The following is a 24006-nucleotide window of genomic DNA, read 5'->3' as shown; positions in this document are numbered from 1 at the left end:
GCCATCTGTGCTAAAATGGATACAATTATACTAGGAAAACTAGAAATTTGGAAGGGAGGGCACCGAATATGAACACCATCCTGCATGCATTGCTGCAAAGCGCGCTGCAGCTTTTCTACTTAATTGGGACGACCATACTGATCGGCTTTCTGCTTGGGCTGGCGGAGCGCCGCTCGCAGCTGTACTGGAGCCGCACCCCGCTGCGGCGCTTCTATATGTGGACCGCCTGGGTCGGCGTGCCGGTGCACGAGCTTGGCCACGCGTTCATGTGTGTGCTGTTTGGACACCGCATTACCGGGGTGCAATGGTTTCCAACCGACACCTCGCATGGACTGCTTGGCTATGTACGCCATCAATACAACCGGCGCAGCTTATATCAGCGCATCGGCAACTTCTTTATCGGCACAGGTCCCATTTTCTCCGGCATCGCAGCGATTATGGGGCTGCTGTATGTTTGCGTGCCACAATCCTATGCAGCCTTCATAGCAGCAGTTGAAGCGCATGTCCAGCCGGGGAACATGAGTGTGCCTCTCATACAGGGTGTGCTGGCCGCATTTGCTGTACTCGTGAAAAGCCTGTTTACCCTGCAGCATGTGTCCCGCGCTTCCTTTTGGATATTTTTGCTTTTGGCTGTCTGCATTTCCTCCCATATCAGCTTAAGCAGACTGGATATTGAGGGTGCCTGGGACGGACTCATCACCCTGTTTGTGTTGCTGGTATTGCTGAATTTGCTGGCGGGTCTGCTCTCCTTGAACAGCACAGCGCTGCTGCTCCGGATCGCACAGTATAATGCGTACCTGTTTGCATGTTCTATAGTGGCGCTTCTATTTTCCGGCTTGCTGCTGACGGCCGGCTTTTTGCTGAGCCGCCTGCAGAGATAAGCAGGTCCTTTTGCACACATCCCGTTTGTTACAGTAGTTATAAATAAGGCAGCAGGTGGGACGGGATGTTGTAACGCCGATCAATCGAGTCATTCTTATATAAAAAGGAGCGCGAATGAAGAATGGGTTACATACAGCGCGGAACAAGCGCATTTCAGAAGGTGAATCTAGCATTATTCGCAGGCGGCTTCAGCACCTTTGCCATTCTGTGGGGAACACAGCCCTTGCTTCCTGATATCGCAAAGGAGTTTCATGTTTCACCAGCGGTTTCCAGCTTTGTTATGTCAGCGGCCACTTTTTCCCTGGCAGTCAGTATGCTAATTGCCGGTTCTTTGTCGGAGGTGTTCGGGCGGAAACCCATCATGGCCCTATCGCTCGTTGCATCATCCGCTCTTGCCGTCCTCACCTCTGTCACGCCGAGCTTCCCTCTCCTGCTGGCAGGACGAATTGCAGAAGGAGCTGTACTGGCGGGGCTTCCGGCTGTTGCCATGGCGTATTTAGGTGAAGAAGTGGAACCACGGAGCCTGGGAATGGCCATGGGGCTGTACATCAGCGGAAACTCCCTGGGCGGCATGGCCGGACGGATCATCAGCGGCATTTTGACCGATTATATAAACTGGCATGCAGCGCTCATGGGAATTGGGTTCATCAGCCTGCTTTCCAGTCTTGTATTTTGGTTGCTGCTTCCGCCCTCCTCCCATTTTATGCCGCGGAAGCTTGAAGGGAGACGGCTGCTCGGTTCCTTGTTCGGCCAATTTAAGGAGCCTGGGCTGATCTACCTGTTTGCCATCGGCTTTTTGCTGAGCGGCATTTTCGTATCCTTATACAACTATATCGGCTTTCAGCTGATGAAGCCGCCATACAGCTTAAGCCAAACCGTTGTCGGTTTTATTTTTATCGTGTACATGGTGGGCACATTCAGCTCTACATGGATGGGAATGCTGGCGGACAAGCACGGAAAAGGAAAAATTCTGCAGCTTTCCCTGCTGATTATATTGGTTGGAGGCTGCATTACATTAGACATGAGTCTGTGGCTGAAAATCTTGGGACTCGCTGTCCTTACCTACGGCTTCTTTGCCGGCCATTCCATCGCAAGCGGCTGGGTGGGAACTATAGCCACCCATGATAAGGCGCAGGCCGCCGCACTGTATCTCTTTTTCTACTACTTTGGCGCAAGCATTGGCGGGACAGCAAGCGGCACCATTTACAGCCACTTTGGCTGGAGTGGAGTAGTATATACAACTGCTGTTCTCGCTCTCATCTCCATTTTGCTTTCCATTCGTTTGGCGGCAATTGCGGCTGGCAAATGGAAGACGGCACGGCAATATACCAAACTATCATAATCACAACGGCAAACTCAGGGCAGGATCTGTAGCACGCAGCAGTGTGTTACAGATCCTGCCCTCTCTTCTTTACCATAATTTCTTCTGCCCCTCCGCTCTCCATCCCATTCTGCCTTACGATACAAGTCATGTATGCACAAGTAGGGATAAAAACCATGAATTAATAATATAAAAACCTTTTTTACCCATTTAAACAGCAATAATCACTAAAAATACGAACAATATATTGTTTACAAAACAAAAAGGTTCGTTTAGAATGAATAAGGGATAAGTAATACAACATTCGTATATTCTTGGTGATATGGACTGAGAGTTTCTACCGGGAACCGGAAAATCCTGACTACGAATGGGCAGGATAAGTCTGCCCATTTGCAGTCAGGATTTTTTGCGGAAATGGGCCTCACGTTCCCAGCATACTGCTGCAGGCTGCGTGTTGATTTCCACAAACTGCTGCATACAATCTATTATTATTAGGGAGTGTCATGTATGGATAACGTTTTTGATTACGAGGATATTCAGCTAATTCCAGCAAAGTCTATGGTGAACAGCCGTTCGGAGTGTGATACATCTGTCACCTTTGGCGGACGCACCTTCAAGCTGCCTGTGGTGCCTGCCAACATGCAAACCATTATTGATGAAAACATTGCCATGTACTTGGCGGAGAATGATTACTTCTATATTATGCACCGCTTTAATCCAGGCAAACGCTTAGACTTTGTCAAGGACATGCATGCGCGCGGCCTGTATGCTTCCATCAGCGTTGGCGTGAAAGAGGAAGAATATACTTTTATCCAGCAACTGGCGGCGGAGCAGCTTTCGCCAGAGTACATTACCATTGATATTGCCCACGGGCATTCAAACGCCGTAATCAACATGATTCAGCATATTAAGAAGCACCTGCCGCAAAGCTTTGTTATTGCTGGAAACGTGGGAACACCGGAAGCAGTAAGAGAGCTGGAGCACGCAGGCGCAGATGCCACAAAGGTCGGCATCGGTCCAGGGAAAGTATGCATTACCAAAATTAAAACCGGTTTTGGAACCGGCGGTTGGCAATTGGCTGCGCTGCGCTGGTGCGCAAAGGCTGCCACAAAGCCAATTATTGCCGACGGCGGAATCCGGACACATGGCGATATCGCAAAATCGGTCCGGTTTGGTGCTTCCATGGTCATGATTGGCTCCCTGTTTGCCGGACATGAGGAGTCGCCGGGGGAAACGGTCGAAAGAGACGGAAAGCTGTACAAGGAATATTTCGGTTCCGCTTCCGAGTTCCAAAAAGGCGAACGAAGAAATGTGGAAGGCAAAAAAATGTTTGTGGAATACAAGGGGCCTCTGCAGGATACTTTGACAGAAATGGAACAGGATCTTCAATCCTCCATTTCCTATGCGGGAGGAGACCGATTGGCTGCCATCCGTACGGTTGATTATGTGATTGTGAAAAACTCAATCTTTAACGGTGACAAGGTATACTAAAGCTGACGGCTTCGCCATAACAAAAAAGGTAAACAAGGATCTGCCTCCCTGTTTACCTTTTTTGTCGCAGCCTGCCTCATCATAGCATCAAGATGTCCCGGATGTCCTCTTCAGTCAGAGCTGACGGCACCTTCTCTCCAAAATCAAGAACCTCCTCAATGAGGCCTCTCTTTCTCTCTTGCAGCTCATTCATTTTTTCCTCAATGGTGCCGCGGGCAACAAGCTTAATCACCTGTACAGCATCTGTTTGTCCCATCCGATGGGCACGGTCGACCGCCTGCTCCTCAACCGCAGGATTCCACCACGTGTCATACAGGATGACCGTATCAGCCCCTGTCAAATTCAGGCCTGTGCCGCCTGCTTTCAGAGAGATGAGAAATAGGTCCCGCTCCCCCGCATTAAACCGATTGCAGATTTCCACTCGTTCTTCAGACGGGGTTTGTCCATCCAGGTAGAAAAACGGCAATCGCTGCATCGCCAGCTCCCTGCCTATGAGCGCCAGCATCTTTGTGAACTGGGAAAAAATTAATACCCTTCTCCCGGAAAGCTTCGCCTCCTCCACAATCCGCAGCAGCTGTTCAAATTTTGCCGAGCCTCCTGTATAACCATCCACAAACAAAGCCGGATGACAACAGATTTGCCGCAGCCGGGTCAGCCCCGCCAGGATTTTAATACGATTTTTCCGGAGCGTATCCTTGTCCAGATGCTTCAGTGTATCCTCCCGCAGCTTCGCTAAATAGGCGGCATACAGCTTCTTCTGCTCCGGAAGCAGCTCCACTGATTCTATCGACCCGGTTTTATCAGGAAGCTCCGCAAGCACATCCTCCTTGAGCCTGCGAAGCAAAAATGGGCGGATCCTCCGGGCAATTGTTTCCTTTGACAGATTGCTGTACTCCTTTAATCCCTGGAACAGTTCCGGAAACACCACATAAAAAATGGACCATAGCTCTTCCAGTGAATTCTCCACCGGCGTCCCTGTAAGTGCAAAGCGATGCCCGGCCATAATCTTCTTCACCGCCCGCGCCGTTTGGGTAATGGGATTTTTAAACGCCTGTGCCTCGTCAAAAAATACAGTGTGGAAGCTTTGCTTTTGAAACCAGCTGATGTCTCTGCGCAGCAGCGGATAGGAGGTAATGACAACATCGAGGTCTGCCGCAGCCTTTTGCAGCCTGTACCGTTCTGTTTGGCTGCCATCCATGACGGCAGCCTGTACATCCGGGGCAAATTTTGTGATTTCACTAAGCCAGTTATACGTCAAGGATGACGGGCAGACAATCAGAATCGGTTGTTTCCTGCTGCGAACGTGAGAAAGCTCTGATAGAATGAATGCAATGCTCTGCACCGTTTTGCCAAGCCCCATATCATCCGCGAGAATCCCCCCAAAGCCATAGCCGGCAAGTGCTTTCATCCACTTATAGCCGCTTTTTTGATAGTCCCGCAATATCGGCCTTAGCTCCTCAGGCACCTCAAATTCCAGACGTTCCGGGTGATAGATATTCTCTAATAACTGACGGAATGATCCCTCTAATGTGAATACATTATGCTCAGGTGCAGCGTTAAGAAGCCGAAGCCCCTGTACAAGGGGGACGTGCAAGCCGTTCTCCAAATCTCGCTTCTGGTCTGGCATTCCTTTTAGAAAACGATTGATTTCTTCAAATTCCCGTGCTTCCAATGAGAGCAGCGATCCATTCGGCAGACGGTAATATTTCCGTTTCTCTTCCAGAGCCAATAAAACCTCGCGTATATGCTTCTCAGGAATACCATCCATTTCAAAGGTGAACTCCAGCCAATTGGTCCGTTCTGTGTTCACCTTCACCCTGATTTGCGGGCGGGCAGTCTCCCTGAAAATCCGATTTCTCACCGCGGTTGTTGCGTAGATCTGCACAAGCTTTTGCAGCTCGGGAACAGTATGATACAAAAACTCATACTCCAGCTCTTCGTTGTGCAGAAAGTATCCGCCATCTGTTTTGGCAAATAAGCTGTCCTCCATCAGCCGGAGAATCACATCCTCCTTTTCCATGTCCCGCATCAACACAGGCACTGCCTGAAGCTCTCTGCTTGCCAAGGGGTTTACCGCCATATGTTCATAGTGAAAATCCAGACCGGCAAGCAAACGGTCCTTCACACGATCCAAATACAGCTTGGCAACCAGCGGTGTGTGCGCCAGCTGCGCGGACAGTACGTTTGACAGCTGAACATCACCCAGCCTTTTCAAGCCAGGGACCACTTCGTTAAGGAAAAAACCTGTTTGCTCTTTAGAAATATACATTTGATTTGTTCCGGAAGACTCCAGCAGCTGCTTGAAGCCGGAAAGACGCTGGCAATCCTCTTCTGTCAGCCGTATCAGTTTCCCTTCATATAAAATAGAGCTATACGCATGTAAAATGGTAATGTGGCGAAATCCGTGAACCTGCAGCTGAGAGCCGCCACCCTCAGCTTCCGTGAGTACAAACCGTAAAGGCAGCTGCTCATCCGATAAGGAAAGGCCGTCAAACGTCTCTCCGTTATATGCGAGCTTCACCAGCGGTGCTCTTACAAGAAACGGAATCAGCCGTTCCCAAGAAGACGGCGGAATCAATAGCACGTGCTTGCTGATGGTATAATCAGACTGATCCGGCAGTGCCTCTATATACACCTTCTCATCCTGCACCACTTGAATCAGCTGCTGAATCACATCATCCACTTCCTTTTGAAAGCAATGGAGGGCTGGATTGTACGTGAAGGAAAGAGAAAGCAGGCTGGAATTCCCCTCCTGTACCTGCTCCAGAAAATCCCGGACATTCTGCACGCAGGAAGGACCTATTTGCATTTCAATTCCGAACATCCGGCATCCTTTGCTTACTGTGACGGGCTTACATATAAATACCGCGTCAAGCACTTGTCTTGTTTCAAAATGAAGCTGCCGTCTGCTGGATTGCACAGGCTTATTTGTAAAAAGAGTCCATACACCTTCTGTAAGGTCTTGGCCGGAACGCCCTAGAGCAAGAGGATTTGTTCCTTGCCGTTGATGCTCATACACCGCCAACAGCACAGCGGCAATATGTTGGCAGTCCTTGTGAAAGGAAGCAAGCGCGGGGCAAGTGCATGCCGCGGAAAAACAGTCCCCCTCCTTCTTTTCAATGGTCACACGAACATCTTCTTTGCCTGTAACTGCCGCTTCACAGTACGCAGAACTATAATGCTCAAATCTTACTTGATTCGCACGGTAAAAAGCAGCCCCTCTTTTAAAGGAGACTGTACCGCACATGTCTTGAATCATTTTTTGGTTTAACTGTATATCCAAATGCCATACGCCTCCCCGGGGATGTTTCATTTTAAACAAGTTATTGTATATAGTCAGGTGTAACGGACAGATAAAAACGAATTCAGTTCTTCCTAAGTCTGATGTGTCCACTTCAACCTGTCAACACCTGTTTGTTCCACAGCTTGCAGATTTTTTCCGAAATGCCGCATTAAAAAGTACTTTTGAAGAGAAGAAGAGATTTATATTTTAACATAATGGTTAAACAGTAGTTTTGCTGGACGGCTTCCGTCTCTTGAAGAAAATTTTGTTGCCCCCGCCGCCCAATTCATATTTTCCCATACAAAAACCGCCCTTCGTAGCGAAGAGCGGTCTTCCATGCATATGATTGAATGCAGTCTATACTTTTATTTCTTTGCCGGCCGTTTCTTGCCAGACTGCAGGAATAGTGATAGAACCAGTGCGGCAGCGGAGGCAATGGTTGCCACCCAGAACGCATCGTTAATTCCCTCTATGGCTGAAATTTTCATCACTTGCCCGTACAGCAAAGATGTTTCAAGTGTTGCCCCTGTCTGCGCCGGAACATGCGCCACTGCAGCCAAGCCTTGCACATTTTGGGTGAAGCTCGTGTACAGCACTGGATTTGCCGCAGTGACCTCATTTGCGTAATCTGCGGCATGAAAGGTAGACTGTCTTGACATCACTGTAATGAGAATGGCTGTTCCAATCGAGCCAGCTACAGAACGAAGCGTGCTTTGCGCCGCTGTCCCGTCCGAAATCTGGCTCGCCTTCAGGCTGTTAATGCCCGCAGTCATCATCGGCATCATCAAGAATGACATCCCAAAGGAGCGGAGTGTATAAATTCCTATGATATGCGAGTATGGCGTATCATAAGAAAGATGGGTGAACTCATAGGTACAGTATGTCGTAATGAGCAGCCCGCATACCGCTAACGGGCGAATGCCGTACCGGTCGAACAGCCGCCCCGCGAACGGCCCCATAAAGCCCATCAGCAGTGACCCCGGCAGCAGGATGATTCCCGAGTCAATAGCCGAGAATCCGCGAATATTTTGCAGGTAAATCGGGAGCAGCAGCAAGCCGCCAAACATGGACATGGTAATAATCACATTAATGACAATCGTAAACGAGAAAGCCGGAATTTTGAAAATAGTTAAATCCATCAGCTTTTTCTCTGCTTTCAGCTCCCATACAATAAAGAAGATGAGGCCGATTGTGCCCACGATCAGCATACTGACAACCTCAGCACTGTCCCAGCCCTCAGAGCCGGCTTCGCTAAAGCCGTACAGCAAAGTGCCAAGACCAATTGCGGAAGCAACGGCGCCGATCGCATCGAACCTCGGCTTGGAGAGCGTCTGCTCGAGCCTGAAGAAGCGAATGGCAACGAAAAAGATCAGCAGGCCAAGAATGAACATGCCATAGAACATCACGTTCCATGTATAATGTTCAATCAGCCAGCCGGCAATGGTCGGCCCGATGGCCGGAGCCAAAATAAGGGCGATGCCCAGCAAGCCCATCGCCACACCGCGCCGGCCGGGAGGAAAGAGCATTAAGAAAATATTCGATCCAATTGGCATGAGAATACCCGCGCCGACCGCTTGAATGGCGCGGCCCGTCATCATAACCGAGAAATTCGTTGCCGCGGCACAAAGAATAGAACCAGCTGTAAAAAACAGCATCGCGAATAGAAACAGCTTTCGATACGTAAATGTATTGACCAAATATACGCTGATGGGCACGAGAATGCCATTGACCAGCATAAAACCATTTGTAAGCCATTGAGCGGTAGTGGCGGATACATTGAACTCATTAATGAGCGTTGGCACCACCGTGTCAATGACGGTTTGGTTGAGGAGGGAAACAAACATGCCAATCACAAGGATTACTAGTGTTAAAGCCCGATTGGCAGCTGGCTTTTCCCCTGTGTGCACGTTCTCCCGCACCTTTTCCGTCCGCTTTGGCGCCGGGCTGGGCTTTTCAGCATCCACTTCCTCCATTACATCTTCGACTGCTTGTTCCATAAGGGCTGTAGTAGCCGCGCTCTGCAGTACTTGCTCAGATGAGGAATCCTCCTGCTCCAGCAGCATAGGCTCTTGTCCGGCCGCCGCTTCCTTGACAGCTTCACGTTCCGCGTGCGCTTCTATTATAGAAACGCCTTTTTTACGATTCATTGATATATTAACAAAAACAAATATCGAGACACAAAAAACAGCATAGACAGCAATGATGATTGAGGACATACAACCTCCTCCTTATTTATGAATGCGGACGGACACATTCATTCCAGGCACGATATTCACAGATTTTGTATGATCCAACGTAATTTTCACCGGTACGACCTGCGTAACCTTCGTATAGTTGGCAGTTGCGCTTCCAGATGGAAGAAGCGAGAACGTGTTTGCTGTTGTCATGCCCACTTGCTCCACCTTCCCTTTGAGTGTTGTGTTCGGGTATGCATCCACGTACACATCTACATCTTGGCCCTTTTTCACATCGTCAATGTCTGTTTCCTTCACATTTGCCGTTACATATAAGCTGTTCATGTCATACGCGTAAGCCAACGGAGAGCCCGCACCGACAAACGTGTTTTCCGTTGCGCTGGACTGTACAACCGTGGAGGCTGCCGGAACCGTTACATCCACCTGCTGCACAGCAGTCCCGCTGCTTACGGATACAGCGCCCACTTTATCGCCGGCGTTATATGCTTTTCCTGCCGCGGCAGTCCACTCTACCAGCTTTCCAGCTGCCGGAGCTGCAATGGGTATGGCTTTTCCGTCAATTTTGGCATTATCTGTTTTCAAATAATTTTGCGCCTGGTTGTAGTAGTAGTAGCCCAAAAATCCCCCTCCCACCAGCACAAGCAGCGTGATCACGTTGACTACGAGTAGTCTGCGAAATTGATTCATCCTTCCTCTTCCTCTCTGTTTTCTTACATATATGTGAAAACAGACTGTCCCTCATTATAATACAAGCATAATACCTATAAGGCTTCACATCGGACAGACTGTTGACCCATCTGCAGGGCCCTCAATGAAAATATCATGACACATGATAGATTACCTGAATATTCAACTACAAGGATTGATCAGGCATATGTATGGGAGTAAGGACATCATTCAGGAAACATCGTGTGCTTCCTCGCGTGCTGCAAGCCTTCCTTAATCTTATACAGCAGACTCATAAACAGTTGTTGTTCTTCCTTAGTAATCTTGGAAAAGGTGTTCATGACATGGTTGGTATACAAAGGAGTAAGGATGCGAATGACTTCTCGCCCTTTTTCAGTCAAGCAAACCGCTGTTTTTCTCCGGTCCTCAAGAGGACTCCTGCTGATGAACCCGTCTTTTTCAAGACCATCTAGCAAACCTGTAATGGTAGAACGGGTAACGCTTGCCAAGTCAGCGAGCTCGGAAGGATTCAACGGGCGCTCATACTGTAATAGAGACAATAAAACCTTTAATTTTCCATTAGACAATTCAAAGTACGCCAGCTTTGACGTTAACTCATGCTCCAGTTCACGTGTAACTCTCACCAGCTGCATCAGCAAATCAAACGGCTGCTCCTCGGATAATAGGCCAAGATGCTTCATATCAATCTGAAAGCCTGACTTTATAGGCGCCTTCATATTTCTCACATCCTAATAGTAATAAGCCTCCTTATTCTACGTTACCTTATAAATTACCGTCAATATTTCTTGCTGACATTTTCATATAGAACTCGATTTAAAACATCTGATTTTCCTATGAGAAAAATAGGATTTTCTCGATTTAACTGTGGCAAACCTCTCCTTGCAGCCGCTTCCGAGGAGCTGGCGAAACCTTCCGTCTCGATGAACTGGACAACAGGCCCGGTTCCGTACCATGCTGCAAATAGGATAGTAAGACAAAAAAAGCTGATTCAGGTTGAACCAGCTCCCGCACCGTATAAGCTCACTTACAGCCCCGTCAGCACGAGGCATGGCTCAGTCTTTATTTGCTGTAGGCGGCCGCATATGCTTCATACTGCAGATGCGGATTTTGCAGCTCCTTCCCATGACAAATGCTTAACAATTGCGGCTGCAGGTCTACAACAACACGTCCGCTTTCCACGTTCTGCTTCATATTCGTCGTAAACCGCGCCACAGGAGGTGCCAAATGTCCCCTTTTTGTGGCGAATAGGTCACCTGCAAGGAGCACACCGTCCTCCTTATGAAAAAACGAAGCATGCCCAGGTGTATGGCCTGGCGTCAAATACGGAACCAGTCCCTCTATTTGTTCAAATGCTCCATCCTGCTCGACCAATGGCTGAAGCTGCCGGCGCTCCAAAGCCGCTTTACTTTTCTTTCCCTCGATGTACGGCTTTTCTCCTGCCGCATACGGAATTTCAGCTGCGGTTGCGAATACAGGCAGCTGCTGCTGCTTCAAAATATACTGCAACCCGCCGACATGGTCAGGATGTCCATGTGTAAGCAGCACCTTTGTAATAGGACCAAGCCCGAGCGAGTCTGCCGCCTGTAGAATTCCCTTTCCCATAAACGGGAGCCCCGCATCAATTAAATTACAGCCATTCTCGCCTTTGACGAGCCACACCTGTATAGGAATCCATTTGGGCTTCACTGACCAAATATGCGTTGAAATTTGAGTAATTTGCATAGAAACATCTCCTCTGTTTTTCTTTATTGTAGCAGGTGCAATGAAACTGCGTACAGAAAAACGCAGCAGTCCTTTCACTTGCAATCTCCCCCAATAAAGTGGAGTGTTGTGACTTCGCTTGATATCTATTTACAATTACAAACGGAAGCAAAATACTCACTTGCCAGAATGAAAACAATGGGGTTTTCTGCTTTTGTGATATAATATTCAAATCACCTATTGAAGAATCCAGGCCGCTGTTGAAGCAGCAAATACAACTTCCCGACGCCAGCTATCATTTTTTTATGCTTTCACTTAAAGTCTGCATAATTTCTCAACATTCTTTTGCTACTATGGACACTGTAAGCAGTATTGCTTTTGTCAGCCAGAAGGAATACCTATTCTTAGGTATGGCCGCATTTTCATACACAGGAGGCGTACATAATGAAAAAACAGCTTTTCATTCTTGGAACCATTGCTGCCATCGCTTTAAGCGGCTGCAGCACGAATACGAAGGATACAAACAACTCCAGCATGGGGAATATGGGCAGCATGAACCATGAAGGCATGCACCATTCAGGCTCCGGCCAAGTCCCGCAGGGCTTACAAACAGCGGCAAATCCGAAATACAAGGTCGGGAGCCAAGCCACAATCAAGGCCGACCATATGGCCGGCATGAACGGCGCGAAAGCAACGATTGTCGGTGCTTACGATACAACTGTGTATGCTGTCTCCTACACGCCGACCACGGGCGGAGAAAAGGTGAAAAATCATAAGTGGATCGTTCAAGAAGAGCTTGAACATGCAGGAGACCAGCCGCTGAAGCCTGGGACAGAAGTGACGCTGAAGGCCGATCACATGGAGGGAATGAATGGGGCAAAAGCCACCATTGATTCAGCTGAGAAAGCGACGGTTTACATGGTGGACTATACTGCAACAGATGGACAAAAGGTGAAAAACCATCAGTGGGTGACCGAGAGCGAACTGGTCAAGTGAGTCAGAAGACTTTATTAGCTGAAGAAGAAAGGGGCGGTTTTTGTAGACCGGCCCCTTCTTTCTGCCCTTTTGCACCACTTCTGTACGGTTTTTCTGTACAATAGAGGATAGCACCGCAACAAAGGAGTGTAGCTATGATTACTGTTTTATTGGTCGACGATGAGCCGCGTATGCTGGACTTGCTTTCCCTGTATTTGATTCCGCGCGGGTATCAGTGCTTGAAGGCTGTCTCAGGAGAACAGGCACTTGGCATCCTCCAGGATCAGCCGGTTTCCCTCGTGCTGCTGGATGTGATGATGCCTGGAATGGATGGCTGGGAAACATGCTGGAGAATTCGGGACATGAAGGATGTTCCCATTATTATGCTGACTGCCAGAAATCAGCCTGCCGATATTGTCCACGGTCTGCGGTATGGGGCAGACGATTATGTTACAAAGCCTTTTCACGAGGAAGAACTGCTGGCACGCATGGAAGCGGTACTGCGCCGCACACACCAAGCGGGACACTTGGAGTTTCAAGAGCTTGTTTGGGATGAGGAAAAGCATCTCGTGACAGTAAGCAACAAAGAAGTGGCCCTGACGCCTATTGAATTCTCCTTGCTTGGGCTTTTACTTTCCCATCCCCATCAAGTCTTCAGCCGCGAGCAATTGATTGAGCGGATTTGGGGACTGGATTCCGACACAGAGGACCGCACGGTGGATTCTCACGTCCGCAATCTGCGGGACAAGCTGCGCCGGGCTTCCTTCCCGATTGATGACTACTTAAAAACGGTGTATGGCGTCGGCTACCGCTGGACTGATCATGGCGCCTGAGCCTGGGAGTGATTGTACGTGAGGCATATTTCCATTAAAATCGGCTTTTATTTTTTTATTTGTACATTCCTGATACAAATTGTTCTCTTTGTTTCCTTATATTACAGTCTCGTGAATACCCGTGTGAACGAAGAAGTGGATGCTCTGCTCGCCCGCGGCAACAGCCATCGGGATGTGCTGCAAAAAAACTTCGACGCCCAAACCATCGGGCATGTGGCACTCATGGAGTCAGAATCGGAAACAAATGTCGTGATTGCTTCGGCAACCGGAAAGATTTTAGCGAAATCTAAAAATATTGATTTTTCAATACGGACGCATATGCGTGAAACTATGCAGCATACACCTGCAAAAAGCACAATTATAGAGGATCATTGGAAAACCTCCAGCTATATTTGCACAGTAAGCCCCATTCTGTCGCAGGGAACCCCAAAAGGATATGTATACATGTTTCAAAATACCAGCTCTTTGCGGGATATGATTGACCGGCTGACTTCACAGTTTTTTATGACTGGCTGTGCCACCTTTCTTTTCACCGTGATCGCTATGTTTTTCTTATCCCGTATCTTAACAAAGCCTCTCATTCGCATGAAGGAAGCAGCTGAAAAAATGAGCAAGGGCGATTTGTCCGTTTCTCTCGATACGAATCAGCAGGATGAAGTCGGCGAGCTGGCACTGGCCATCCAAACACTGGCAACAGACCTGCATTATATGAAACAAGAGCGCAGTGAGTTCCTGGCCAGTGTAGCCCATGAGCTTCGCACCCCTTTAACGTATGTCAGAGGGTACGCCGACATCGCAAAACGGGGCACTCTGACAAACGAAGAGCGGAAGCAATATTTGTCTATTATTCAGGAAGAAGCAGACCGTGTCACCCGTCTGGTGAATGACTTATTTGAGCTCGCGCAAATGGAGAAGCATAACTTTGTGATTCACAAGAAGACGATAGATGCTTCGGCCTTTCTGCAACGGATGATTGCGAAGCTGCAGCCATCCTACGAGCAGAAGCATGTAACATTATCCTTACAATCCGCAAACAGCTTGTACGCCGCCATAGACGAAGAACGATTTGAGCAGGTAATGATGAATTTGCTGAACAACGCGCTGGCCCACTCAGAACCGCATTCCCGCACAACCGTAACGGCAGCTGTCGAGCAGCAAGCCTTGCTCATTCAAGTGCAGGATGAAGGAGAAGGCATTCCAGCCGGGGATATCCCCCATGTGTTTGAACGCTTCTATCGTGTCGATAAATCACGGACCCGGGCAAAGGGCGGAAGCGGCCTCGGATTGGCTATAGTGAAGGAGATCGTTGAACTGCATGGCGGGAGTATTGCGGTCAGAAGCTCTCCAGGCAAGGGCACTGTCTTCACCATTCAATTGCCTTTGTAGCAAAGCCCTCCTATCGAAAGATTACATGAAAATGGTACTTTGGACAGATGCCAAAGTACCATTTTTGTTTATTTGGTTTCCTGAAAGGTAATGCCATTTGGCTCTTCTCCAACAGGCACTGTTGCAACGACCCTATTGTTCTCATTATTTACTGCACTGACTGTACCTGCAAATGCTTCACTTTTCATATATGCCCGGCCGGCAGCCCGCTTGCCAGCGGCAGTACAATGTGTACAGTTATATCATCCTGCTTGCTTTCGGCCCATACATTTCCTTTATGAAGCTCTACGATGCGTTTCACTGCAGCCAACCCAATTCCCGATCCCTCTATGCTTTGGGAGCGGGACGTGTCCAGGCGATAGAGACGCTGGAACAGCTTCGGAAGCATATCTTCCGGAATATGATTGGTTTCATTTGTAACAGAAATTTTTGCGGTATCCTTCTGCTGCTGCAGCTGCACCGTCACCTTGGATGGTTTGTAGCTGTATTTCTCGGCATTTGATAGTACATTATCCAGTACACGCACAAATTTTTCTGTATCCAGTTGCACAAGCACCGGATGCTCAGGGATCAACAGCTCCAGCTGCAGTCCGCTCTCTTTGAAAATCGGGATGTACTCTCCCGCAAACTGGCGCAAAAGCCCTCCCAAGTCCATATCCTCATATTCCAGCTGCATATCAGGCGATACGAGCTTGGTGTACTCAAAGAGCTCTTGAATTTGGTTCTTCAGCTTTTCCGACAGAGTATATGTAATTTGCAAATAGTGCCGCAGCTCCTGCTCATCCTCGTAATGCCCGTCCTTCAGCAATCCTGTATACCCAATGATGGAGGTGAGCGGTGTCCGCAGGTCATGCGATATATTGGTAATCAGTTCATTCTTGGATTGCTCCAGCTCTCGTTCTCTTTGAAATCGTTCCTTCAGCTGCTGGGCCATCCAATTGATATTCGCCGCCAAGGATGAAAGCTCATTTTTGCCTTTCACCCGGATGCCGTAGCTCAAGTCCTCCTGGACGATTTTGCGGATCCCTGTTTCAATTTCCTTAATATAACGGGTAATGGGGCGCATAAACAGGAAAAACAGCACCAAAAACACAACTATGGCTCCGACCATGGTAAGCAGGGCATTTTGGTTATACTGCCGCGGGCTTATACTTGCAACCTTGTGCGGGGACACGGCCACTATATATTTCACTTCATCCTGAAAAGAAACCGGATAAATAGCAATCAGAGGATTTCCTGCCGGCAAATCCTCTGTGAAAAAGCCCAGCCCATTCAGCAGCAGACTGCGGACCTCTATTTTCTGCTCTTCTCCCCCTGTTGTCAGTACAACAGATTCCTTCTCCCCCGCAACGGCAACCTGCATGCGTGCATCTTTATACTGCTCAACAATCTTTGCGATTTGCTCTGCATCATCTGACCGCAGCTGCCTCCTTTCCAGTTCCCCCCCGATATTGCTGACAACCTGATGCAGCCACTCTTCCTTCTTCTGATAATCTGCCGTTTGGGAGATGATTGGATTTTTTGATGCAATCAGCACGAAACTGGCGGTTGCACCCGAGAAGCACACAATAAAAATAGCAATAATCCGGATGTTCAGCTTTGTAGACAGCAGCTTTCTGATCAATCTCAGGATATGTGCAACCTGTTTTTTCATATTTTATATCCTACTCCCCAAACCGTTTTAATATAAATCGGCTTTTTCGGGTTTTCTTCTGTTTTTTCCCGGATGTTTGTAATATGAACCATCACAGTATTATCCGACTTATAAAATGGCTCCTTCCAAACCATTTCATAAATTTTTTCCACGCTGAACACCTGCCCCTTGTTTCGCGCCAATAGGGCAAGAATATCAAATTCCTTGGGAGTCAGGCGCACATCTCTTCCATGTATCTGCACTTGTCTTGTATCCTCATCCACTCTCAGGTGGCCGATCTCCAGCACAGAGGACGGTTCCTCCGGCTGCTGATACATATGGTAGCGCCGCAGCTGCGATTTCACACGTGCAGTCAGCTCTAACGGATTGAATGGTTTGGTCACATAATCATCCGCACCGCTCATCAGGCCATGAATTTTGTCCATATCCTCAGATTTTGCGGATAAGAAAATAATGGGCATCTGATATGCCTCCCGAATCTTCATGCAGGCTTGAATCCCATCCATGCCAGGCATCATTACATCCAGAATGACAAGATCTACCGTTGCATGCTCTAATGCCTGAAGAGCCTGTAAAGCATCCGGTACTGCTACTACCTCATATCCCTCATTCCGGATGTAAATGGAGACCAGCTGCCGGATATCTGCATCATCATCTACTACAAGTATGGTTTGTCCTTTCATACGATCCTCTCTATGCATGAATTTATGCAGCCTCCTGTTCAGTTGCACTGCTCCACTTTCGCAGCACAAACACTGCAACTGCCACAAGTGCCAAAATTCCAGCAGCCACCGCAATACATACAGGTACAGAAGCCATGATTGCTGTTCCGGCCACTGTATATAGGATTACCATTGGTACCGCCCCAGAAATCACCGACAACAAAAATGTTTTGTACTTCATTCCTGTAGCTCCGGCGATAAAACAAGCTGCAGCTGTCAGTATGATTTTCTTCATCGCTGCATCTCCCCTTCTGTTTTGTTTTTTATCGATTGGAACAAATGAAGACATAAGCGGGCGGAACATTCCAATATACCTTCTTGATCCGAATGGACCGGAAATGCTTACGAAAGAAGGTTTGCTTTACCTTTGTGTACTGAAACGTGATAAAAGTCCCATCGTCCCCCAATATCTTCAGCGTTTGTTCCAGAATGCGGTGTGATACAGCTGCAGGCAGACTCGTGAACGGAAGACCCGAGGCGACATAATCTGCTTTTGCATACCCGTGCTGCTCCAAATAAACAGCTGCTTCCTCCGCAGAGCCGCATACAATATGTACATTCGGAATCTGGCTGTATTTCTCTCTTAACTCCTCACAGAAGATCGGATTTTGTTCAATTAACAAAAGCATGGCATCCACACCTTTATGCTGAATCAACTCCTCTGTAAACACGCCAGTGCCTGGACCATATTCAACAACGCAGGATGCGGCCGCAAACGAAATCTCCTCAACCATCTGCTTCGCCAGCTGCTTTGAGCTTGGCATGACGGCACCTATTGCCGAAGGGTTCTTGATATATTCTTGAATGAAGCGAATGGCATTCATTTCAGCATTCCTCCCATGTCCTTGATAAGCTTAGGATACACAGGGAACATTAAGATACAGCGGGGAAAAATCTTAAGAATCCTTAAGAACCCCCACTACTCTGTGCCTCTTGGGACATGGGGACCATGTAGAACTGCCTGAATCGCTTCACCGACCCACGGACTTCTCAGGGATGCGCGAGTACCTAAAAGGAATATAGAATTCCCCCATGATCTCAGCCGATTGAACCATGGTGACACCCAGACTCGCTCGTGAAGGCTAAGCCTCCTTTTACAGCAACGGCTGCTTCTTCTGGTTCACGCAAAGAAAACCAGGCGGTCAGCTGGCTTTCACACTTTAAAAACATACTAAAAAGCCTGCCACTGCGGCTCATCATTCCCTCAGTAACAGGCTTTTATCAACGTAATTTATATAACCAAAGGACCGCAGCCTCCGTCCAATCCATACATTGTTGCTAAACACAGACACTTTTATCTTAGTTTTCCGGCTCTATAGATACAAGCCTTCCATGTTCTTGCAGTCCGCTCTCAGCCATATCTCAATTTTTGGAAATAAGAAGGGAGATGCAGTTCATCTTCTTCTAACAGCAGGGATCTCCGCTCTTAATTTCTTTTTTCCGCTTTGTAAATCTTACTGGAAGCCACCAATTGCTTTAGTTCACTGCGGTAGTATAATAAGCGTTTTTGCAGTTCCTTCTTCTCACTCAGCGTGACAGCCTTTCCGCCGGGCTTCGTGCCTGTCTGCAACGTTTGCTTTACTTCATTTCTCATAGCGATCAGCTTGCGGCCTGTCTCCTTGACGTTCTTAGTTTCATGCGTTCGCATCATCGCAATCAGCAGCGTTCTAGCTTCATGAGCTTTCTTATTCAACTACCCACCTCCAAGTGTGCGGCCAACATTCGACCTATGCATTATTTTAACATGAATTGTAAAAAAATTCAAATCAGCCTTTTTCCTATAGTATGGACTTCATGTTTAACGCACCTGTTGTTTGGGTTGGGTCGACCGAAAGCAACGAAATCATTTCGGTTCGTACCATCAGTCTAATTCTCGTACTTCAAACGGCAGTAACGCTCGCTCAAGCTGCGCTCTATATTGTTCGTATCGTGCAGGCAGCACCAATTTCTCCCCCATTGTCTCTTGTAATTCATTATGAGCAAAGCCTGGAGGATCTGCTGCAACTTCAAACAAGATTTCACCATGTTCTCTGAAGTAAATGTACAGCTTCCAAAATCGGACTCTGAGAGACTATACGAGCAAAATAATGAATATACTGAATCACGAAGAAAGCGAAGCTCATCTTTATTACAAGGAAGTGGTTGCACGTCGCCTCTTTGTATTTGGAGACAGTCATTCATGATTGTAGTTATAGGAGAGAACGTCATAATGGAAACAGCAATGGTTGCCGAGCACTATCACCTGTATATAAACCATGAAAAAGGGTATGTATCCGGGAAAGATAAAGGAGACTCGGACATAAAGTATATGTAGAATATTCAAAGTTATGGTCAGGATGCTGCAGATGTCCCGCCTGGCCCTTTTGGAACAACTGAAATGGTGCTGACACCCAGATAAGCTTGTGAAGGGTAAAATCTTTTTCACCGCACAAACTGCTTCTTCTAGTTCATGATATGAGAAAAAGATAGAAGGGGTGTAAAGTTAGTTGATAAAAGTTAAGGTTCATTTACGTCCTATTGTAAGTAAGATAAATTTACCTACTGTTTTAAAAACAACCATACTTCCAGGCGACTCGACTGAGAGATTATTTATTGCAACCCAGGTAGGAGAGATTTTTCACATGGGAAATGGGGGCATCAAGACCTTTTTAGATATTCGCCCGCGAATCATCAAACTAGGCGATTCTGGCGGCGGTTATGATGAACGGGGATTGCTGGGGCTGGCGTTTCATCCTGAATTTTATTATAATGGTCTGTTTTATCTTCATTATTCAGTAGCTGGAACACAAGGTCCAGGTGCCCTTTCTGAACCTTTTCATCCTGACCCGTGTGATTCCAAAACGTTACATCCAAGGTGGACAAATAGAGAAACTCAATATGACCATATCGACACAGTGGAAGAATGGATATTACAGCCGAATGGCCAACCTCTCAAACGAAGGACATTACTTAACTTAAGAAGACCATTTTCTAATCATAATGGTTTCAATAGCTTAAACTTCTCACCTGAGACAGGAAAACTTGTCTTAACAACCGGAGATGGCGGATCCGGCTACGATCCATTCAATTTAAGTCAGGATGATATGGAGATATGCGGGAAAATCATTGAAATGGATGTAGGCAAAGCTACATCCATCCATAATCCACCCGTAGTCACACGTTTCAATGAACTTCCCGCATCTATTCAGGAAACACTTACGGTAATTGCCAAAGGAGTCCGCAATATGCCCGGCATTTCATTTCAAAGGTATTACCATCAGTATATTAAATATGCGGGAAATGTCGGTCAGGATTTGGTAGAGTCCATTTTTTCATTCGTTCATTATAAGCCAATACCGGTTACTCAGCTTATTCAAGCCTCTCTCATGAGACTTGAACCTGACCAAGAAGGATGTATAAACTTTGGCTGGCGGGGATGGGAAGGTGCTTTTCCTACCTCGATGGTGAGGGCCTGCTCCGAAAATCCGGATTTAGATGAGAAAACAATCACTTATTACAATGAAGTCATTCAAACTTCAGTGAGGCGAATTCAGCCTTTAACCAGCTACTTCCATAATGATCCCCGGCCCGACAAGTTCGGGGGAACTGCACTTACAGGAGTCCAGCCATATATGGGGAACGGGATCCCCGCTTTAACGGGAAGCGTTGTGTTCACCGATCTTGCCCGGAAGGATGGATTTCAAACTCCGGTTCAAGGGGTTTTGGCTTATACAAGAGCAAGAACGGATTGCAAGCCAAATGATTTTAGTGTGATTGAAACCAATTATAATTTCGGGTCTCAATCTGCTTATTATGTTGCTCTAGGAACGAATCTGGATCAAACCAAATTATATTTAGGGGTTTATGGATCTATAAAAGTGACTGATTTTAACCAGGGTACTGTTTTTGAAATTGCTCCATAATTCATCCCCGCAATATTCTGCTCAATCCGGATAAGAAAGTTGGCTGGTATGACAAGTTACCATGGCCCATTAAACAAGCAAGGCCCCCTGGGCCCTGCTTGTTATTTGACTATGATCTTCCCGGCCATCCCTTCCTGAAAATGGTACCGGCATATCAGATCAAATGTGCCGGGTTTTTCCGGTTTAACAGTAATGTTTTTTTCTTTCTCTGGCTGAACCTCGGTATCAATTCCGAGTTTCTCCACTGTGAAGGTGTGTTTTTTCCTACCTTCGTTTTTCAATACCAATATTGTCTCTCTTCCACTGGGAATCGTGATGATTTTGGGATTAAAGTAATCATCGTTCACCTTGACCTCAATCCTTTGCACCGTCTCCATAGGCTGTGTTTCCACACTGGATTCGGCAAATACATCAATTGAGCCTGAAGTTGTCACAACCATAATCATCGCAAGCAAACCGACCAGTCCTGTTAACCAATTTTTCACCAACATTTGTACTCCTCCTTTATGTTACTCCTTTATCTGAATCCACCAGCGATTGCGGTAAGAAACTTAAGTGCTCTTATTGAGGCATTTTACTATTTCCCGTTCTATTTCCGTCCATATCTGTCCCTCCATGCATCATTCTCTTTTCCATATAATGTCTCCAATCATTGGTAATACATGCATCTATCCCCTACTCCCTCTTCTGTACATACACACAATATGTATGTGGCAGAGTCTAGAGAAATATTTTTCTTTCCTCATTGATTGGAAGGGAATTGGCTCAAACTACTTAGAAAGGGAAGCTGACGATGCCCTGCCATATGAAATGTTTTAGAAGGAGGACACTATGAAAGCGACAGATGTATTTGTTCAATGTTTAGAGGCTGAGGGAGTCGAATATATTTTTGGAATCGTTGGCACGGAAATTCTTGATTTAGTGGACTCCTTATCCCGCTCCAAACAAATTCAGTTTGTAAATGTCAGACATGAACAAGGAGCTGCCTTCATGGCAGATTTATACGGACGATTATCCGGCAAGCCGGGAATATGTCTGGCAACACTGGGACCTGGAGCGACCAATTTGCTGACGGGTATCGCAAGCTCGAAGCTGGACCACTCCCCTGTTGTGGCAGTAATGGGACAGGCCCCCTTCGAGAGACAGCACAAGGATTCCCACCAATTCATCGATCTTGTAAACATATTTGATTCGGTGACAAAGTGGTCCGTTCAAATCAAGGATGCACAAGCAATCCCTGAAATCGTTCGAAAATCCTTTAGAATCGCAAGCATGGAGAAGCCAGGCCCCATCGCAATCGTCCTGCCGGAGAACTTGGCTGCCCAAACCATTACAAGCAAGCCTTTGCCGGTTGCTGCTCTGCCGGTAAGTATCCCTGCCCAGGATGCCATGAAAAGGGCTCACACGCTTATTCATCAACATAAGAAACCTTTTGTCATAATCGGCAACGGCGTATGCAGACAACGGGCGGCGGATGAGCTGAGAGCCTTTTTAGAACGGCTCCAATCACCTGTTACCCATAGCTATATGGCAAAAGGTGTATTACCAAAGGATCACCCCCTCAACTTCTTCACTTTCGGATTCAATGAAATGGATGAAGTAGTCTCCGGCATACAGGAGGCTGATTTATTGATTGTTATTGGGTTTGATTTTACAGAAAAGCTGCCAAAGGAGTGGAACCAAAACAAGTTACCAATTTTACATATAGACGCATTACCAGCCGAGGTGGATGAATATTATCCAGTTGAAGTTGAGTTAGTTGGGGATGTAAAGCAGACCCTTCAAGCCTTTCAGATACTTGATGTGCCATCTAAACCATGGGTTCCATCCGGGAATCTTCAGGAGCACATCAAACAGTCTTATGCTATCGAAGAAAAACCAAAAGACATATATAACCTGCCATGTACAATTGAACATGTTCTACACAGTATTGAAACACTCTCTTCAGAAAAAACGATTGTAATTTCTGATGTTGGGGCCCATAAGGTATCCATCGCCCGCACCTATCAGCCAAAACAGCCGAATAGCCTCATTATATCGAATGGTCTGGCTTCCATGGGAGTCGCTTTACCAGGCTCCATTGGCGCCAAGCTGGCTTGTCCGGATGCCCAAGTCATTTGTATAACGGGAGATGGCGGGGCATTGATGAATATTTCTGAAATCGAAACAGCCAAACGCTTGGGGCTCTCCTTCAGTATTGTGGTACTCCATGACGATCTGTTGAAAATTGAAGAACAAATGATGGAAAAAAAATTTGGAGACAGCTACGGGGTAACGTTCCAAAACCCGGATTTCGTACAATTGGCAACCAGCTTCAGGATCAAGGGACATCAAGCGAAGCATATAGAAGAGTTTGAAGCCATCTTGGGAGAAGCGCTGGAATGTTCAGAGGACATCGTTTTAATTGATGTTGTCATGCAAAATGGATTGTAGCTGGACGGGAATAAGAACTTCTCCGTTTGAATACGCGGAAATAGAGACTGTTTCCATAAGATTCTGTCGAGAGGATACCCCTGCTTTAATTTCGTGGAGGGTGCAGCCCGAAAATGAGAAGGTATGCGTATACATCCCATCTAGCAAGGCTTATCCCCGTCTTGTGCATCAAACGCTCCATATAATAACATGCGAGATCATTTTCCTCTGTAGTGCTTGATTATAAAAAGAGAAAAACCAGCGCTTGGCGCTGGTTTTACGAACTAAAATCAAAATAATTCCGCTTCAACAATCGCGGCTTCCCCATCAGTTCGGCATACGTCAGCTGCTTCTCCAGCTGCTTCGTATTGATAAGAAACAGCTGGTCCTCTATCCCCTTCACCGTCTCTTCCGTCTGATATTCCATCCCGCAGTCACCACAGCTCACACAAGGCGTCCCCGTAATCCCGATTGCCTTCGTCCCGTCCGGCAGCTCCCAAAATACAGTGTTGCTGCTTTCCTTGGCATTCTCAGACCCGCACCAATCACATGTTGGCATACG

At 47.2% G+C, this 24006-nt stretch carries 21 protein-coding genes, 1 pseudogene and 1 riboswitch; of the genes and pseudogenes, 8 read left to right on the top strand and 14 right to left on the bottom strand.

What is annotated here, in order from left to right; genetic code table 11:
- The first annotated feature begins 68 nt into the window (after positions 1–68).
- The 3 genes from NK662_RS12060 (at position 69) to guaC (ending at position 3694) form a co-directional block, all read left to right on the top strand.
- Positions 69–881, top strand: coding sequence for a hypothetical protein (locus NK662_RS12060; protein WP_254759183.1), 813 nt, complete (start codon positions 69–71; stop codon positions 879–881).
- A gap of 122 nt (positions 882–1003) precedes the next feature.
- Positions 1004–2224, top strand: coding sequence for an MFS transporter (locus tag NK662_RS12055; protein ID WP_254759182.1), 1221 nt, complete (start codon positions 1004–1006; stop codon positions 2222–2224).
- A 263-nt stretch (positions 2225–2487) separates the two neighbouring features.
- A riboswitch (purine riboswitch) is annotated at positions 2488–2587 on the top strand.
- 123 nt (positions 2588–2710) lie between these two features.
- Entirely contained in the window at positions 2711–3694 is a 984-nt protein-coding gene (gene guaC / locus NK662_RS12050; protein ID WP_254759181.1) for a GMP reductase, read from the top strand.
- Positions 3695–3773: 79 nt separating this feature from the next.
- On the opposite strand, the gene NK662_RS12045 is transcribed toward guaC, so the two are convergent.
- The 5 genes from NK662_RS12045 to NK662_RS12025 all read right to left on the bottom strand — a co-directional run bounded on the left by NK662_RS12045 (position 3774) and on the right by NK662_RS12025 (position 11581).
- Positions 3774–6977 carry a DEAD/DEAH box helicase gene (locus NK662_RS12045; RefSeq protein ID WP_254759180.1) on the bottom strand — a complete coding sequence of 1068 codons (3204 nt, stop codon included), beginning with the start codon at positions 6975–6977 and terminating at the stop codon, positions 3774–3776.
- Positions 6978–7342: 365 nt separating this feature from the next.
- On the bottom strand, positions 7343–9193 hold the full coding sequence (locus NK662_RS12040) for a DHA2 family efflux MFS transporter permease subunit (protein WP_254759179.1): 1851 nt from the start codon (positions 9191–9193) through the stop codon (positions 7343–7345).
- A 12-nt stretch (positions 9194–9205) separates the two neighbouring features.
- The gene (locus tag NK662_RS12035) at positions 9206–9859 is read right to left on the bottom strand and encodes an HlyD family secretion protein (protein WP_254759178.1); all 654 of its coding nucleotides are present in this window, start codon (positions 9857–9859) and stop codon (positions 9206–9208) included.
- Positions 9860–10065: 206 nt separating this feature from the next.
- The gene (locus tag NK662_RS12030; RefSeq protein WP_254759177.1) at positions 10066–10575 is read right to left on the bottom strand and encodes a MarR family winged helix-turn-helix transcriptional regulator; all 510 of its coding nucleotides are present in this window, start codon (positions 10573–10575) and stop codon (positions 10066–10068) included.
- 343 nt (positions 10576–10918) lie between these two features.
- On the bottom strand, positions 10919–11581 hold the full coding sequence (locus NK662_RS12025) for an MBL fold metallo-hydrolase (protein ID WP_254759176.1): 663 nt from the start codon (positions 11579–11581) through the stop codon (positions 10919–10921).
- Positions 11582–12004: 423 nt separating this feature from the next.
- Here NK662_RS12025 and NK662_RS12020 point away from each other — a divergent pair, with 423 nt between their 5' ends.
- From NK662_RS12020 to NK662_RS12010, 3 genes are all read left to right on the top strand, one after another.
- Positions 12005–12556: a YdhK family protein gene (locus NK662_RS12020; RefSeq protein WP_254759175.1), complete on the top strand. Its 552-nt coding sequence runs from the start codon at positions 12005–12007 to the stop codon at positions 12554–12556.
- A gap of 134 nt (positions 12557–12690) precedes the next feature.
- Positions 12691–13368, top strand: coding sequence for a response regulator transcription factor (locus NK662_RS12015; RefSeq protein ID WP_254759174.1), 678 nt, complete (start codon positions 12691–12693; stop codon positions 13366–13368).
- A gap of 18 nt (positions 13369–13386) precedes the next feature.
- On the top strand, positions 13387–14754 hold the full coding sequence (locus tag NK662_RS12010) for a sensor histidine kinase (protein WP_254759173.1): 1368 nt from the start codon (positions 13387–13389) through the stop codon (positions 14752–14754).
- Between the two features lie 68 nt (positions 14755–14822).
- Here NK662_RS12010 and NK662_RS23745 read toward each other — a convergent pair whose 3' ends face one another.
- From NK662_RS23745 to NK662_RS11980, 7 genes and pseudogenes are all read right to left on the bottom strand, one after another.
- Complete coding sequence (locus NK662_RS23745; protein WP_368736065.1) at positions 14823–14942, bottom strand: hypothetical protein; 120 nt, start codon at positions 14940–14942, stop codon at positions 14823–14825.
- Entirely contained in the window at positions 14939–16408 is a 1470-nt protein-coding gene (locus NK662_RS12005) for a HAMP domain-containing sensor histidine kinase (protein WP_254759172.1), read from the bottom strand. The genes NK662_RS23745 and NK662_RS12005 overlap by 4 nt, the downstream gene beginning before the upstream one ends.
- Positions 16405–17091, bottom strand: a complete 687-nt coding sequence (locus tag NK662_RS12000) for a response regulator transcription factor (RefSeq protein ID WP_438503616.1) — start codon at positions 17089–17091, stop codon at positions 16405–16407. The genes NK662_RS12005 and NK662_RS12000 overlap by 4 nt, the downstream gene beginning before the upstream one ends.
- A gap of 22 nt (positions 17092–17113) precedes the next feature.
- On the bottom strand, positions 17114–17365 hold the full coding sequence (locus tag NK662_RS11995; RefSeq protein WP_254759170.1) for a TVP38/TMEM64 family protein: 252 nt from the start codon (positions 17363–17365) through the stop codon (positions 17114–17116).
- A gap of 28 nt (positions 17366–17393) precedes the next feature.
- Positions 17394–17954, bottom strand: a complete 561-nt coding sequence (locus tag NK662_RS11990) for a class I SAM-dependent methyltransferase (RefSeq protein ID WP_254759169.1) — start codon at positions 17952–17954, stop codon at positions 17394–17396.
- A gap of 602 nt (positions 17955–18556) precedes the next feature.
- Positions 18557–18823 carry a hypothetical protein gene (locus NK662_RS11985; protein WP_254759168.1) on the bottom strand — a complete coding sequence of 89 codons (267 nt, stop codon included), beginning with the start codon at positions 18821–18823 and terminating at the stop codon, positions 18557–18559.
- Positions 18824–18991: 168 nt separating this feature from the next.
- Positions 18992–19171, bottom strand: a pseudogene (locus NK662_RS11980) (ring-cleaving dioxygenase); the annotation flags it as partial.
- A gap of 445 nt (positions 19172–19616) precedes the next feature.
- On the opposite strand from NK662_RS11980, the gene NK662_RS11975 reads away from it, so the two are divergent.
- Positions 19617–21032 (top strand): PQQ-dependent sugar dehydrogenase, encoded by a 1416-nt coding sequence (locus NK662_RS11975; protein ID WP_254759167.1) that lies wholly within the window; start codon positions 19617–19619, stop codon positions 21030–21032.
- Between the two features lie 101 nt (positions 21033–21133).
- On the opposite strand, the gene NK662_RS11970 is transcribed toward NK662_RS11975, so the two are convergent.
- Positions 21134–21523 (bottom strand): cupredoxin domain-containing protein, encoded by a 390-nt coding sequence (locus NK662_RS11970; RefSeq protein WP_254759166.1) that lies wholly within the window; start codon positions 21521–21523, stop codon positions 21134–21136.
- Between the two features lie 340 nt (positions 21524–21863).
- Between NK662_RS11970 and NK662_RS11965 the strand changes: the two genes are divergently transcribed.
- Positions 21864–23465, top strand: a complete 1602-nt coding sequence (locus NK662_RS11965) for an acetolactate synthase large subunit (protein WP_254759165.1) — start codon at positions 21864–21866, stop codon at positions 23463–23465.
- Positions 23466–23721: 256 nt separating this feature from the next.
- Here NK662_RS11965 and NK662_RS11960 read toward each other — a convergent pair whose 3' ends face one another.
- The gene (locus NK662_RS11960) at positions 23722–24003 is read right to left on the bottom strand and encodes a YokU family protein (protein WP_254759164.1); all 282 of its coding nucleotides are present in this window, start codon (positions 24001–24003) and stop codon (positions 23722–23724) included.
- Positions 24004–24006: the final 3 nt, after the last annotated feature.

This window comes from Ectobacillus ponti (genome assembly GCF_024294785.1).
In the GTDB taxonomy this organism is placed as follows: Bacteria; Bacillota; Bacilli; order Bacillales; family Bacillaceae_G; genus Ectobacillus; species Ectobacillus ponti.
This window is presented reverse-complemented; position numbering and strand designations above follow the sequence as displayed.